The 13,645-nt window shown below is 59.3% G+C and carries 13 protein-coding genes and 3 pseudogenes; 5 read left to right on the top strand and 11 right to left on the bottom strand.

What is annotated here, in order from left to right:
- Positions 1 to 125: 125 nt before the first annotated feature.
- The 6 genes from L4923_RS26655 to L4923_RS26630 all read right to left on the bottom strand — a co-directional run bounded on the left by L4923_RS26655 (position 126) and on the right by L4923_RS26630 (position 4,905).
- Entirely contained in the window at positions 126 to 287 is a 162-nt protein-coding gene (locus L4923_RS26655; RefSeq protein ID WP_239370134.1) for a PAAR domain-containing protein, read from the bottom strand.
- Positions 288 to 604: 317 nt separating this feature from the next.
- On the bottom strand, positions 605 to 1,852 hold the full coding sequence (locus L4923_RS26650; RefSeq protein WP_239370133.1) for a CapA family protein: 1,248 nt from the start codon (positions 1,850 to 1,852) through the stop codon (positions 605 to 607).
- 76 nt (positions 1,853 to 1,928) lie between these two features.
- Entirely contained in the window at positions 1,929 to 2,738 is an 810-nt protein-coding gene (locus tag L4923_RS26645; RefSeq protein WP_239370151.1) for a transporter substrate-binding domain-containing protein, read from the bottom strand.
- 87 nt (positions 2,739 to 2,825) lie between these two features.
- Positions 2,826 to 3,563: an ABC transporter permease gene (locus tag L4923_RS26640; protein WP_239370132.1), complete on the bottom strand. Its 738-nt coding sequence runs from the start codon at positions 3,561 to 3,563 to the stop codon at positions 2,826 to 2,828.
- 13 nt (positions 3,564 to 3,576) lie between these two features.
- Positions 3,577 to 4,236: an ABC transporter permease gene (locus L4923_RS26635; RefSeq protein WP_239370131.1), complete on the bottom strand. Its 660-nt coding sequence runs from the start codon at positions 4,234 to 4,236 to the stop codon at positions 3,577 to 3,579.
- A 447-nt stretch (positions 4,237 to 4,683) separates the two neighbouring features.
- Positions 4,684 to 4,905 (bottom strand): helix-turn-helix domain-containing protein, encoded by a 222-nt coding sequence (locus L4923_RS26630; protein WP_275448599.1) that lies wholly within the window; start codon positions 4,903 to 4,905, stop codon positions 4,684 to 4,686.
- Between the two features lie 170 nt (positions 4,906 to 5,075).
- Between L4923_RS26630 and L4923_RS26625 the strand changes: the two genes are divergently transcribed.
- Together L4923_RS26625 and L4923_RS26620 are read left to right on the top strand one after the other, a co-directional pair.
- A complete protein-coding gene (locus L4923_RS26625; protein WP_239370129.1) occupies positions 5,076 to 5,990 on the top strand; it encodes a LysR family transcriptional regulator in 915 nt (304 codons plus the stop codon).
- 317 nt (positions 5,991 to 6,307) lie between these two features.
- Complete coding sequence (locus L4923_RS26620; protein ID WP_239370128.1) at positions 6,308 to 6,547, top strand: hypothetical protein; 240 nt, start codon at positions 6,308 to 6,310, stop codon at positions 6,545 to 6,547.
- Positions 6,548 to 7,521: 974 nt separating this feature from the next.
- Here L4923_RS26620 and nhaA read toward each other — a convergent pair.
- From nhaA to L4923_RS26605, 3 genes and pseudogenes are all read right to left on the bottom strand, one after another.
- Positions 7,522 to 8,730, bottom strand: a complete 1,209-nt coding sequence (gene nhaA / locus L4923_RS26615; protein ID WP_239370150.1) for a Na+/H+ antiporter NhaA — start codon at positions 8,728 to 8,730, stop codon at positions 7,522 to 7,524.
- 183 nt (positions 8,731 to 8,913) lie between these two features.
- Positions 8,914 to 9,313, bottom strand: a pseudogene (locus tag L4923_RS26610) (transposase); the annotation flags it as partial.
- A 72-nt stretch (positions 9,314 to 9,385) separates the two neighbouring features.
- Positions 9,386 to 9,690, bottom strand: a pseudogene (locus L4923_RS26605) (integrase core domain-containing protein); the annotation flags it as partial.
- Between the two features lie 124 nt (positions 9,691 to 9,814).
- Between L4923_RS26605 and L4923_RS26600 the strand changes: the two are divergent.
- Positions 9,815 to 10,030, top strand: coding sequence for a transposase (locus L4923_RS26600; RefSeq protein WP_343304251.1), 216 nt, complete (start codon positions 9,815 to 9,817; stop codon positions 10,028 to 10,030).
- Positions 10,031 to 10,149: 119 nt separating this feature from the next.
- Here L4923_RS26600 and L4923_RS26595 read toward each other — a convergent pair.
- Positions 10,150 to 10,386, bottom strand: a pseudogene (locus L4923_RS26595) (ATP-binding protein); the annotation flags it as partial.
- Positions 10,387 to 10,583: 197 nt separating this feature from the next.
- Between L4923_RS26595 and L4923_RS26590 the strand changes: the two are divergent.
- On the top strand, positions 10,584 to 11,252 hold the full coding sequence (locus tag L4923_RS26590) for an RHS repeat-associated core domain-containing protein (RefSeq protein WP_275448598.1): 669 nt from the start codon (positions 10,584 to 10,586) through the stop codon (positions 11,250 to 11,252).
- A gap of 396 nt (positions 11,253 to 11,648) precedes the next feature.
- Positions 11,649 to 12,062, top strand: coding sequence for an SH3 domain-containing protein (locus L4923_RS26585; protein ID WP_239370125.1), 414 nt, complete (start codon positions 11,649 to 11,651; stop codon positions 12,060 to 12,062).
- 534 nt (positions 12,063 to 12,596) lie between these two features.
- Here the strand turns inward: L4923_RS26585 and L4923_RS26580 are convergent.
- Positions 12,597 to 13,645: autotransporter family protein (locus L4923_RS26580; RefSeq protein ID WP_239370124.1), on the bottom strand; the 1,049-nt coding region annotated here is incomplete at its 5' end.

Raw genomic sequence — 13,645 nt, 5'->3', positions numbered from 1 at the left:
GTGAGAACTGTACGCGCAGACATGGAAATTGCAACTATTCTCAAGGCGTCCCCTGTTCGGTCTGGCTTGATCAGCCCTCTGCTTCGTGCCGCCGAGGGATGCTTCGCCTTGTTGAAAATTGCTACTCAGCCATGCGCGGCATGGTTGTCGCCGCCCCGCATCGCCTGTTGGCCGTCGATGAAGACGTCCGATGGCGCGCCTGCGGTGGTGGGCAGGAAATGATTGCCGTGGCCGGAGCCAATGTCGCCTAGCAGCATGCTGGTGGCATGGGTCTCCTGTGGAATCACTTGAATCGCTTCGGCCCTGAAGAGACAAATGACGGCTACGCTGTCGTGCGGACATGATTCCAAAATGGCGGGAACGCCGCCAAATCCGGCGCACCAGATAGCGTACCGTCATGATCTGCCGCGTTCCTGTCCATCCATCAGTCGTTATCATAACGTTCCGCAACTTGGCCAAATTTCTCAGCCTGGCCGACTGGGCTTGTTAAGAACATGCGGCGAGCCCCTTTCTCTTGAAGCAATCGACAAGATTCTGGAGATTGCGTGCAGAACGGCCGCAAGACCGCTCGCCGTCCAGGGATGAACACCGCCCTCTCATCTCCTCAGCCGAACTTGCGCTTCGGGGCCCGAAAGACGCGGCCGGTAGATCCAGAAATCGCGATCTCCGTGCCGAAAACCCGTGAGCGCACCGCAAAGCCTTGCAGAATATCGCGGGCAACCTCGCCGGTTGCGGCCAGCGGAACCAGGCGGCGCGTTGCAAGTGGCTTCTCCTCACCACCGATGACGACGGGAAGAAGGTCGATGCTTTCGAGGGTTCCGCTGCCGCCATAGCGGCAGGCCGCGACGACGCTTCGCCACACCTCCGGCGCGCTCCACTCCGTTTCTTCGGCAGGCACGTGGAACAGGAAGTTGCCGAGGCCATAAAAGAGCGGGGCGCCGTTGTAGATCTCCATTGCCTGAAGCACCGGTGCGCCATGACTGACGAAGAGGTTGGCACCTGCGTCGACGCAGGCGCGGGCGAAGCCTTGCACCCAGCCGGGTACGTCCTGCCAGCCAGGCTCCCAGTGGTGGTGGTGTAGGTAGGCGATGACGAAGTCGCCACGCTCAGCTGCGCGCCGGATGGCGGACAGGTGTTCGCTGGCGTTGTCTGGATCGATCTCGACGAGGCGGCGGAATTCGGGGCCTTGCTTGAAGACAGTGCCATAGAAGTTGAGTTCGCTGTCGCCTGCCACGGGCGTTGGGTCGTCCGGCTGCGCATAGTTGGTCAACTCGAGCGCCGACGTCCGCAGCTCCTGCATCAGCTTCGCCAGTTTGCGGAAGCTCTCTTCCGTCACGCCGAGCTTACGCACGGTCTTGAGCCGATTCACGCCTGGCCGGGCCGGGCGAGCGGCCGATCGGTTCTCCGCGTACATATTGTCGGCCCCGGGGCCGGCGTCGAGTGCAAACAGCGACACGTCGCGGTCGCCCAGGCGCTGGCGCCCCGGTTTCATCGCATCGGTCTCGTCGGTTCCGATGCCGGCATGGAGGAAGCCGCGCGACCAGACTTCGCCCAGTGTGGACAGCACGCCGGCGGGGCCGAGGTCGAAGGCGTGGTTGTTGGCCAGTGCAAGAGCGTTGAAACCCATCGCCTGCAACGCATCGAGCATTTCAGGCCTGGAATAGTCGAAGTACTTGCCCTTGGTCGGCCAGCCGCCGTAGCGCCCGAGGATCGTCGACTCGAAATTGGTGAAGACCACATCGCCCTGCTTGAGGAAGTCGAGCACGTCGAGGAACCGCTCGTGCCGGACGTGACGCACATCGCTCTTGAGCAGCGATTGGCCGGTTACGGCCACGCAGAAAGAATCCTTCATTGATCTTGCCTTGGAATTTAGTGTCGAGTTCGGCAGCTCAGCTGCGGCTTTGTCGCTCCTGATATCCCTGCGCAGCCTATCTTGGAGCGCCCGGCGCGATGTCGGTTTTGAACCATTTCAGGCTCAGTGCCTTGATCGTCCCGTCCTTGATCGCCGCGTCGATCGCCTTGTTGAAACGGGCGAGCAGCTCTGCGTCGTCCTTGCGCAGACCGGCGCCGACGCCCGGCCCCCACAGGCCGCCGTTCAATTGCGGGCCGAAAAAGGCAGCACCCGATCCCTCTGGCGTCTCCAGAAAATCGCGCCATGTGAAAAAGTCGGCCAGTCCGCCGTCGACGCGGCCTGCGGCGAGATCGAGCTTGAGGTTGTCCAGGCTGTCATAGCTGCGCAGGGTCACGACGTCGCCGAAGAGTTCCTTCAGTACGGCTTCCGAGTTCGAGGAGCGCAGAACGCCCATCGTCCTTCCGCCCAGCGTCGATCGCAGGCGTTCGATGACGGCTTTGCCGCTGGCGTCGATCGCCGAGAGATTGAGCCGTTGCTTGATGTCGCCGGAGTCGAGTTCCAGATCCTTGCGCACGACCAGCTGGTTGTAGCCGGCAGCATAGGGCTTGGAGAAGGCAATGGACTTCTTGCGCTTTTCCGTGATCGCCATACCCGACATGATGACGTCGTATTTGCCGACCAGCAGCGCGGGAATGATGCCGTCCCAATCCTGGGCGACGAATTTGCACCGGAGGTTGATGCGACGGCACAGGTCGAGGCCGACATCGATGTCGTAGCCGTAGAGTTCACCCTTCTCGTCGGTGCCGTCCCAGGGTGGCGACGCGCCTTCGGTGGCGATGGTGATCACCCGCGCATCTTCAGCGCGGGTGGGCAATGCCGAGATCATGGATGCGACAAACACGGTACCGGCCAGAACGATGCGCATGGGTATTCCCCTTCGTTGGTTTGACGATTGGAACGATAAGGCTGAGGGTCACGGGGTCGTGGCCCCGGGCAACGCCGTCTTGAGGCGCGTTCTGCGTCTCAGGCTTGATTTGCCGTCGGTCGCGAGGTGCAGTTCCAGGACCTGCGTGATCTTCACGGCGATCGATGTGAGCAACAGATAGATGGCGCCGGCGACGATGAAGATCTCGTAGGGCGCGAATGTCGTCGATACCATCTGCCGCGCCATGCCGGTGACCTCCAGCAATGTGACCGTGCTGGCCAGCGACGAACCCTTGATCATACCGACCACTTCGTTGCCGTAGGCGGGGAGGGATATGCGGAAAGCGATCGGGAAGGTGACGAGGCGGGCGGTCTGGAAGCGCTTCAGGCCGAGTGCTGCGGCAGCTTCCGTCATGCCCTTCGGCACGGACTGCAGGCCGCGGCACAAAATCTCGGTCGTGTGCGCGGCGCTGTTCAGCGAAAAGGTCAGCAGCGCACACCAGAACGGGTCCCGCAGCACCACCCAGAAGATGCTCGTCCGCACGGCCTCGATCTGCCCCAGGCCGTAATAGACGAGGAACAACTGCACCAGCATCGGCGTGCCGCGGAAGACGTAGGTGTAGGCGAGCACGCTCAGCGACAGGGCAGGGCGCGCGAAAGCGCGAACGAAGGCGAGCGGTACCGACAGGATGAACCCTGCCGCCAACGCCAAGGCCGTCAGGGTCAGTGTGAGCTTCAGGCCGGACGACAGCACCACCGCCGCCTCGACCATCATGGTGAGATCCATGCCCGTCGCCTCCCTATCGGCCCAGGGCGGGGTAACGGCGTTCCGCCAGCCGGATCGACAGCAGCGTGACCGTCGTCAGGCTGAGATACAGGGCCGACGCCGCCAGATAGAAGGAAAGGGGCGCGCGCATGGAACCGGCGCCGACAAAGGCGACGCGCATGACATCGGTGAGCCCGATGATCGAAACCAGCGCCGTGTCCTTGAACAGCGAGATCCACAGATTGCCATAGGCCGGCAGGGCCAGCCTCCACATCTGTGGAGCGACGACCAGGAGCCAGCGTTGCCAGGCGCTCAAGCCGAGCGATTTCGCCGCTTCCGCTTGGCCGGCCGGGATCGCAGCAATCGCGCCGCGAAACACTTCCGTTGCATAGCCGCTGAACACGACAGAGAGCGCGATGACGCCGGCGGTGAAAGCGTTGACCTCGACATAGCGGCCGGCGATCGCGCTGGCGAGCGCGGTGCCGCCGAAGTAGATCAACAGGATAATGACAAGTTCCGGTACGCCACGGACGACGGTGGTGTAGGCGGTGATGAGCCCGACCATCCGGGATGTGTGCGTGTGCTTTGCGATGGCCAGCAACAGTCCAACGGAAGTTCCCACGAACCCGCTGACAAGAGCAAGCCCTGCCGTAATCAGGAGTGCGCCAGCAAACTGGCTCACGAAGCCATTCATGCATGCCTCGATAGTTTATGTATATAGGCCGAATTCCGTCGCTCGCTTGCAAATAATTGCGGGTTACCATCTATGGTTGTTTGTTTTATTGCGTATAATTGAAGGTTATTTTTACTTATAAGTTAGGATAGAGGCTATCCACTGGCGATCAATCTATAAAAAATACTATTTTGTCTATAAAGATTTGTTATATATGCCGGATTGTCTTGTTTTACGGATAGGATTTTCCTTGGTGTTGTTGCGCCGGCGTAGCGCTAACGTATTTCGGGAGCGCGACGGCTCATACGCAACGGCCTTGTGCATGCTGCCCCTTTAGGGACGCACCCTACTTCACCAAATGCTGATGCGACCGATACCGGGGCCCGGTGGACAGGCATTCATCCACGATTTGCTTTCGTGAACTCGGCCTCGAGTGGCCACGACGGATTCGACTGGATGTGGGGAAGATTATTTCTTTGATGAGTTTGGACGGAGCAACGCGTGCGGGTCGCTCTCCAGCACCATTGCGATCCGCTCGACGACGCCCAGACTAGGGTTCCTCTGCCCTCGCTCGATTCCGCCCATATAGCTGTATGCGAGGTCAGCTTCGGTGGCCAGAGATTCCAGGGTCATCCCGCGCTGCAGTCGAACCCTGCGTACATTCGCTCCAAATATTTCCGCCAGCCGCATGAACTTATAGCGACAAGCAAACGCCCGAGTTTACCAGTCACTATAATGACTGTATCGTAGTGGATTCGAAATTGTCTGCCCGTGCGTTGCAGGGTGTGGGAGAACCGCCCCGATATGCACTCCGGGGCGCAGTTCTGCCGGCCAGGACAGGTTCGTGGGGAGCATGAAGGATGGAGTTGTTGCACAGCGGACTGAAACTTCGACAACTTCAGGTCTTCCGTGAAGTACTCCGAGCCGGTTCGACAAGGCGCGCGGCGGCGGTGCTGGGGATAAGCCAGCCCGCGGTCAGTCAGCATGTAAAGCAACTCGAGACAACGCTTGGTTTTGCCCTATTCAAACGATCGGTCAACCGTATCTTTCCGCTGCAGCAAGCATGGGAACTCCTGCGCAACGTAGAGCTGGCGCTGAGTTCCCTGGAGCGGCTGGAAGCATCGATCTTCGCGATGAAAAGTGACGAACGGCAGCGGATAGCCATCGCCGCGCCTGCGGTATTCGGTTTTGTAACTTTACCAAAAGTGGTTGCGATTATCCGGTCAAAGACCGGCTCGAATGTCCGGACAATCTCAGGCTCCTATGATCAGATAAGCGAGCATATCCTGACCGGGCGGGCGGATATTGCGATCACCCGGCTGCCCGTGGATTCTCGCCTCTTCGAGTGGGCGCCGCTTGGATCGGCGCGCAACGTGTGCGTCTTTCATCCCAGTCACCGCTTTTCGAAACAGGCTCGCGTCGAGGCGCAGGATCTGGCGGGCGAAACGATTGTTGACGTCGACCCCCGGTTTGCGTCGCATCAGATGAATATGAATGCGCTGCGCTTCGAAGGCATAGAGCCAGACATATTGGTCGAATATGATTCAAGCGGCCACGAGGCGGGCTTCGTCTCGGCAGGGCTTGGGGTTTCGATCACCAACGAAATCCTTGCGCGGGAATATGCAGCGTTCGGTCTGGAAGCAAGGCTGGTGGAACCGTCGGCGCTCTATCATTACGTGGCGATCTGGCAGAAGGGCAGGGTGTTTTCCACCACGTTGAAGGTATCACTGGAAGCTATATCATCCACATTTGCCGCCTCGACCTGCCTGCGCTGAACCTGGTGACCGTCATGCGGCAGTATGCCGAATCCTCTCGGGCTGACCAAACGATCTGCGCCTCGGTGCTCTCTTGTGTGGTGCTGCTTGCCCACCATGTCCGCGTTGTGATTTGACAAGCTCGAATGCTTGGGTGATTGTCTTGCCAATGCCATACGTCCAACTTTGCGCCGCCCCTGGCCTCGAAGCCGGGAGGCGGCTATTTGTGGTCTCGGAACGTCACCATCGTGCAGGCCGTGCGCGAATCGGTACTGGCCGTCCTTGGTAAAAAAGTCAGGACATCTCTGCTGTGAGCGACGATTATGCTTGCGTCCCCAATGAAAGCGAAAACCATGGCGCCATGTGCTAGCGACAAGATTTCGTATGCAGGTGGCCTGCAACTTATCACAGATATCTATGAGGAGCTTTCCATTGAACGCCGTATTCGCAGCGGAAGCTTAAATGCCGAAGACCTCGTGAAGGCAACAATTGATCTGTTTCTCTTGGGAATTTTCGACAAGGCCGGAATTCGCGAGGGGCTCAGGGTGTTTCTCGAGCGGAACTCACATCTGCAGTGAGGCTGTTGACATGCCCACCGCTTTGGCAAGGTGGGCGCAGTCGACCGATAGCTGCCTTGCCGTATACCAGGCCGAATAGTCGCACCTCCCGAGACAGCCTCGCTCAAGAGCCCTCTAGTCGTGATCCTGCCCTGCGGCAGGCTGAGCCAGGCAACAGGCACTGTGGAATGCAGTTAAGTGCTCATATGTATATGATGTCGGGGGAAGACGGGGACCGCGACCTGTTTCAGGGCTGGATCAATTCGGAGATGTTGAGATGTGGTTCTGGAAGGGACTGGCGGACATCGCTGCGACGATCGCCGCAAGGCTGCAACAAAGTAGCCACTACCTTAAATCCTCGGTACGTGTGTTGAGAACCATGGACAACGGTCTGAGGTTGAGAGGCCTGACCAACCGTGTATCCGGCGTGGCAGGCAGTGGCGGAGCGCGGTCGGTTGCGGTCACGGGGCCGCAACCTGGTCGGTATTCGCTGCGCCAGAACCGGGATGTTCCTGACTTGCCAAAGAACTATTTCCGCTCACAAGGACGGGCGCGTGCAGCAGAGCGGAGGGGCTATGTGAACTTGAGCGATCTGAGCCGGGATGCAAGCAAGTATGCACGCAAGGACATGCATTCGTGGTTCCGTGCCAATAAGCCCGGCCAGCGATTGAACGACGGATATGAAATCTGGAATAAGGGCCTCTACTCGCGCCAGGAGGGGCGCATTATTCGCCAGTGGGCGCTACCATCTTCGCAGGGCTCTCGTCCTCCGCCGCCTTACGCCGAGATAGACGTTCCACAGCCGGATGCTGCGCTTCCAGCGCCGCCACCCTATGGGGCTGTTTCTCATCCGGGGCAGGGTAGGGTGCCGCACAGCCGAAACCTCAGTCCTGTAGTCACCAGAATCCGCCGCTCGTGATCTGGCCGGGTTGCTGATGCCGCCACGATCGTCAACTGACCCCTGTCTTGTTTCGTACGCAATTCTACCCGGCGCCTCAGGCGGGGCAAGATTTTCGGGCGCTCGTAACTCTAAGTACAAGATAGCCGCTGATGCCGGCAACGAGCGAGCCTGCCAGGATTCCGAACTTCACCCGATCTTGCAGGGAAGAATCCTCGAAGGCGAGCAATCCTATGAACAGGCTCATCGTGAAACCAACGCCACACAGAAGCGCGACGCCGAAGACCTGCCCCCAATTCGCAGCCGCCGGGAGGTTAGCCATTCCGGTTCGAACCATGATCGCCACTGCGCCAAACACACCGATCAGCTTTCCAGCAACGAGTCCTGCAGCGACGCCCAGGGAAAGCGGCTCGACAAGAATGGCAGGCGTTACCCCAGCGAAGGAAACGCCGGCATTGGCAAGGCCGAAAATGGGCACAATCACGAAGGCTACCGGGACGTGAAGTGCATGTTCCAGCCTGTGCAGGGGGGATACGCCAGGCGAGGCCTCCGGCATTCCCGGAGTCAACTTGATTGGAATCGTCAGTGCGAGAAGTACGCCTGCGATCGTCGCATGTATTCCCGAGCGATAGACCAACAGCCAAAGCAGCGCACCGAGGACCAGATAGGGAGCAAGGGCGTTGATCCCGCGTTTGTTGAGGACAAAAAGAACGGCCATGACGGCGCCGGCTCCGGCGAGATCCGGTATTGAGAGTCCGCTCGTATAAAACAAGGCAATGATGGCAACCGCGCCAAGGTCGTCGATGATCGCTAGCGCTGCCAAAAACACCTTGAGCGAGGCCGGCACACGAGGCCCAAGCAGCGACATCACCCCCAGGGCAAAGGCAATATCGGTTGCGGACGGCACCGCCCAGCCCGAGACTGTCCTCGGATCCGAATGATTGAACGCAATGTATATCAGAGCGGGGACCAGCATCCCACCCGCAGCCGCTGCCCCGGGCAGCAGCCGGCGGGTCCAACTCGACAACTGGCCATCCAGGAGCTCTCGCTTGATCTCAAGTCCGACCATCAGGAAGAACATGGCCATCAATGCATCATTGATCCAGTGCTGCAGACTCAGCGGACCTAAATATGAATGAAGGGCGGAGAAATACACGTCGGAAAATGGCGAGTTGGCGGCAATGAGCGCCAGCAACGCCACGGCCATGAGAAGAATTCCGCTGGAGGCTTCGTTGTCCAAAAAACGCCGAAGCGTGGAATTGATACGTCCTTTTGAAGGATGTGTTGCAGGGTGATGTGAAGACATGCGGCTGCGTACCTCGAATACGGTTGGTTCGATCTCCGTTGCGGGTAAACGCTGGGACGCACGCAGCACACGTCGGAGCCGTTAGCCCTTATAATCAGTGGGATTCCAATTTCCACTGAAAATTGGGATGACAGGGGGAAATCGCTGTATCCTTGTGCGCAAGGCAAGTAATACTAACGGCCCTCACAATTGATCTTTGTGAGCCCATTCGCGAATTCCGATCGAGGTGATTGTGGATGGTCGGGCGAGTAGTTTGCGCCATGCGTCGCATGCGGCATCGATGATGGCATCGCAATCGTCGAAGACGCTGTTGGAGAGGGAATTGGCGCGCAGGTACTGCCAGACTTGCTCAACCGGATTGAGTTCCGGCGAGCGCGACGGCAGCAGGATCGGCGTGATGTTCTTCGGCCAGACGAGATTGCCGGTAGTGTGCCATCCGGCGCGGTCCAGAAGCAGGACCGGCGTGGGCGCCTCTCGCGACGTTGAGAGCTATCTCGTCAACATGGCGCTGCATCGCGTCGGTGTCGGCGAAGGGTAGCACTAATAAAGCGGCTAGCTCATGGCGTGTCGGGGCTGAAGTTCCAGTGAAGTGCACTCCGAATTTGGGCCAGCGGAATCTGGAATTTTCCGGGGGTAGGGTCAGGCGGCAGGGTGCCGATGAGTCGTTGACGAGCGAAATCGGCACCCTGTTGCCGATCGCGCTGTGTGGCCGGAACTCGTTATAGTCTCTACGCCAATCCTCCATTTTTGCCCGTGCGTCGTCAATGCTCATGAACCAGTGGGCGTTCAGGCACTCGGCGCGGAACTTGCCATTAAAACTCTCGATGTAGCTGTTGTCGGTCGGCTTGCCTTGTGGCGAGAAGTCGAGCACGACACCTTGTGATAGGCCCAGAGATCAAGGTCTCGCGAGATGAATTCGCTGCCGTTGTCGACCCGAATGGTGGCCGGATAACCGACCTGCCGGCATACCCGTTCAGTACGCGCAAATTTCTGCGCACCTTTGTCTATTGAGTGCTCTATGGTATGAGGAGTTCACCCAAAAAGGTGGACACCAAATTATGGAAGAAGGTGGCAGAAACTGTGGGTGAGGCTTGTCGGTCGGAACGGGCGAGGCCGATGCGACCCCCGCATCGAGGAGCGTCTTGTCGTGGCCAGCCTTGAGCCTGGCGTGTCGGTATCGAGGCTCGCACTCGATCATAGGGTGAGTGCGAACCTTCTGCGCAAGTGGATAAGGAAGCGCACGCAGACCCCAGTCCCTCTCGCCGTCTTCACCACCGGCGTTCATCCCGGTTCAGATTGAAAGTGCTGCCGATCTACGGATTTCGGCAGATCGGGGCAGTCATTTCAGCAAGTCGCGGACAAGCGCTTCACTAGGTCGCGGAGAACGGGTGCGATCGAATTCTGGTTGCCTGGTTGCTATTACGGGGTGATTTCGGTTATTTCGCCGCCGGTCGAGAGCGTCGGCGTTTTTCGTTTCCGCATGCTTTCGCCTTCGAGCGTTATGCGGTGAGCGTTGTGAACAATACGGTCCAAAATTTGCGTCAGCTAAGTGGCCTCTCCGATCATTTCGTGCCAGGCCGCCACTGGAAACTGAGTCGTGATCAGAGTCGATTTCCGCCGGTATCGTTCCTCGAAGATTTCCAGCAGATCGAGGCGCTGCCGGATATCCAGAAGCCGACCTATGGCCAACCACCCATTGAACTCGGCTGACCCCACATCTGTCACACCGCGCCCCGCCGGGCCTACAGAAATCCCTCAATCGTTTGCTATGGAAATGTCGCAAACTTGGCGATTTCGCGCTACTATCGACATGTAAGAAGCCTCAAGATCACAGCGCAACTCGAAAAAGTGACATGCGAAAGCGGCAAGCGGTAGGCCCGGGATTCAATGGAGCGTTTCACGAGCGGGGGACTGGCTGGCAGATACTGGGAAACGGCTACCGCGCGTATAATTCAATTCTGATGCGGTTTGTCTCTCCCGACCGGTCCTCGCCATTTGGTGCCGGAGAGATGAACGCCTATGCGTATGTGAAAGGCGATCCGGTTAACTCGATTGACCCAAGCGGACACTCAGCCTTGACTGTATGGTTGCGAGCCGTGGGCAGGTTTCGACTTTCATTACGGGGTATCCGTGCCCGTGCGGAAAACGCTGTGAGCCGGAGCATTGGACAACGCCAACTGGAATCACTGCCAGACCTGGTAATGCAAAAAATTGTCCGCTTCATTCCCGGCCATGATCTAGTCGCATTGGCGTCAACCTCCAAGACTATGAATCGGCACGTGCTGAATAACACCTATTCCCTGGAGGATAAAAACATTGCGCGTCTGCCTGGCGCACATTTGCCTCGTTACCCAGACCAATATTGGGGCAGGGTACCCCGCGACGATAATCTTCGCAGGGTCAACGTGCTGCGGCGCGCGCGGCTCGGCGTTCAAGATGGCGTTTTGCCTGGACAGACGCGCGACATTACTCCGAGCAGATTCCTCAATTATCCGGACGTGACCGAAACGACACGCGACTAGGTTCTGGGAAACGCGCGGCGGCAATGGTGGTCAGACTTCAGCGCAGAGCATCCGCTTACCGAAGCTGCATATGATACCTCGACCATGCACACCGCTTTGATGGATGATTTCCATCAGAATATTCCGTTGATGGAGCAGGCGCGGTTCATCCGAACGGGGCAACGACGCCAGCTTCGTGACTGGCGCGGACGTTTCACTGTACCTTGGACCCCGGGTAGCCTGTGAAAGTGAAATGCCTTTTGCGAAGGGCATAGCAGACCAGTCCAAGGCCAAACCCGAAAACGCTTTTGGCGGCGGCATCATAATAACCCGCTATTCATCATACCATAAGAAGCTGCTAGCTGGTCCGCGGTTGCCGCGATTATAACAACGTGTCCTGATGTCTTGGAGGGAAAGATGTCTCGAAAGCTATTCGCGGTTCTCGCCTTGATTGGCGGTCTCGTAATTTCCGCTCAGGCGGTGGCCGCCAGCGGATATACCAGCGGCAACGTCAATGTGCGCTCGGGCCCAGGGACCGGTTATGCAAAAATTGGGGTGTTGACGGCGGGCACCCGGGTCAGCCTGCGGGGTTGTCAAAACAACTGGTGCAATGTGCGTGGTGCCGGCCTTGTTGGCTGGATCTCCGCCTCGTTCCTGGTTGAGGATATGGCTCGGCCTCCCGCCGTCGTTATCGCGCCGACCATCGTCGTGCGGCCGCCGCATCGTCCCCCTCATTGGCACAAACCACCTCATCGCCCGGGCTGGAGGCCGCGTCCCCCGCGCCCCGGTGACAATTGCAAGATCGCCCCGGGATTTCCGTGCCGTCGCTGAGCCATTCGAGGCTTCTAGCCCATCGTCATCTTTTGCCTCCATGGCGTATGTCAATGCAGACCGCGGCGGTTCCCTCGGCTAGTGTGCGGGAAAGGACAAGGTCGCCAGCGGCCCTGCTTTTGACATGAGGCGCGCAACTGTAAATGATCTTCGCGAACATGCGGACGGGGTGCATATATTTGCCACGCCACCTCCGGTTGCCGTTCTGCCGAGTGCTCGCCATCGTATCCTGATTCTCATCACGTCGGGAAACAGCTGTCTATGCGCCAGGGCCGTAAGGTGGCTTGGCGCGTTCTGACGATCACCTATGGATGGGGATCGTATGGGGTAACTGGTCGAACAACCCAAACAGTTTGGGCTAGATTGTAAATGACAGCTAGCTCGGCATCAAGCTGGTTCGCGCCGATGCACGCTGTAGGCGTCGTCACACGTCGGCGGTGTTTTCGGGCGTTTGGTTGGTGCAGGCATCGCCACCGTGGCGATGCGGTCCGGCAATTGAAGGGAGGGCGGGGCCGCTGGCCGGCCCCGCTTATCTCACCACTTCACGCTGAGGCCGAGATTGCCTTCCCAAACCCGGCGCTTTTCGCCGCCGAGATTGGTCGTGTAGTCGGCGGTTGCAAAGACGCTGAGCGTTTCCGAGAGCTTCGCCACCACGCCGCCGCCGACTTCCAGTGACGTGCCGCCACGCTCGACATCGATCGGGTCGCCACCGAAATTGATGCGGTCGGTAGCGTCGAAGTCATGCCAGAGATTGGCTTTCAGGTAAGGTTGCAGGACGGTGGTGCCCAGCGGCATCACGCCTTGCAGGCGCAAACCGAGCCGGCCGGTGACGCTGTCGTCATTGTCGAAGGAGACGGTCGAGAATGCATCTCTCTGCCCGTCGAGCGACAGATGCTGCCATATCAGCTGTGCCTGCGGCTCCAAAGTCCACTCTGACGAGAGCTGGATCGGATAGCCGCCTTCGAGCGACAGCGTGACACCGGTCCCGTCGACATCGATGCCGATGTTGCGGTTCGATGTCGCATTGCCGTCGAACCAGGTGCCCATGACGACGCCGTCCAGATACCAGCCGCCAGGACCGATATGGGTCCAGTAGGCGCCAAGGCTGGTGGCGCCCAGGTCGAGATCGCCGACGCCGAGGTTGTTCCAGCCCAGGGCCTGGCCTCTGATGTCGCCGTCCATGCGGGTATGGCCGATGAACAGGCCAGCCCGGTTCTCGTGCCCGGACGGCCCTTCCCAGCCGATCAGGTCGGTGCCGACCTGGAAACCGAACAGATGGCCGTCAAAGGTCGGCGCGATGGTACCGCCCCATTGCACCTCGGCATCCTGGCCGAACACACGGCCCCAACTGCCGGGTATCATGCCAACGCCCCCGAGCAGGACCTGCTCGCCGCGCCGCTCATGGAAGGTGCCGAGATTGGCGCTCATCAGATAGTAGCCGACGGGTGGGAGCACCGTATAGGTCGGCACCTCGACACGATAGAGCGGCACGACCGTACCGGTCACGCGCGTGGCGCCGGGTGACGGCGGCGCGACAGTCGCGTTGGTCGGCAATGGCGGGGTCGTCGTCGCAACGTCAGGTG

The sequence above is a fragment of the Terribium retamae genome, assembly GCF_022347545.1.
Taxonomy (GTDB): domain Bacteria; phylum Pseudomonadota; class Alphaproteobacteria; order Rhizobiales; family Rhizobiaceae; genus Mesorhizobium; species Mesorhizobium retamae.
Note: the sequence above shows the minus strand (reverse complement) of the source record. Positions and strands in the feature narration are given on the sequence as shown.

Coding starts and splice junctions, on each gene's coding strand:
- nhaA (WP_239370150.1), bottom strand. CDS start 8,730: ATGTCTTCACATCACCCTGCAACACATCCTTCAAAAGGACGTATCAAT.
- L4923_RS26630 (WP_275448599.1), bottom strand. CDS start 4,905: ATGCGGCTGGCGGAAATATTTGGAGCGAATGTACGCAGGGTTCGACTG.
- L4923_RS26625 (WP_239370129.1), top strand. CDS start 5,076: ATGGAGTTGTTGCACAGCGGACTGAAACTTCGACAACTTCAGGTCTTC.
- L4923_RS26590 (WP_275448598.1), top strand. CDS start 10,584: ATGCGAAAGCGGCAAGCGGTAGGCCCGGGATTCAATGGAGCGTTTCAC.
- L4923_RS26640 (WP_239370132.1), bottom strand. CDS start 3,563: ATGGATCTCACCATGATGGTCGAGGCGGCGGTGGTGCTGTCGTCCGGC.
- L4923_RS26635 (WP_239370131.1), bottom strand. CDS start 4,236: ATGAATGGCTTCGTGAGCCAGTTTGCTGGCGCACTCCTGATTACGGCA.
- L4923_RS26585 (WP_239370125.1), top strand. CDS start 11,649: ATGTCTCGAAAGCTATTCGCGGTTCTCGCCTTGATTGGCGGTCTCGTA.
- L4923_RS26650 (WP_239370133.1), bottom strand. CDS start 1,852: ATGAAGGATTCTTTCTGCGTGGCCGTAACCGGCCAATCGCTGCTCAAG.
- L4923_RS26620 (WP_239370128.1), top strand. CDS start 6,308: ATGAAAGCGAAAACCATGGCGCCATGTGCTAGCGACAAGATTTCGTAT.
- L4923_RS26645 (WP_239370151.1), bottom strand. CDS start 2,738: ATGATCTCGGCATTGCCCACCCGCGCTGAAGATGCGCGGGTGATCACC.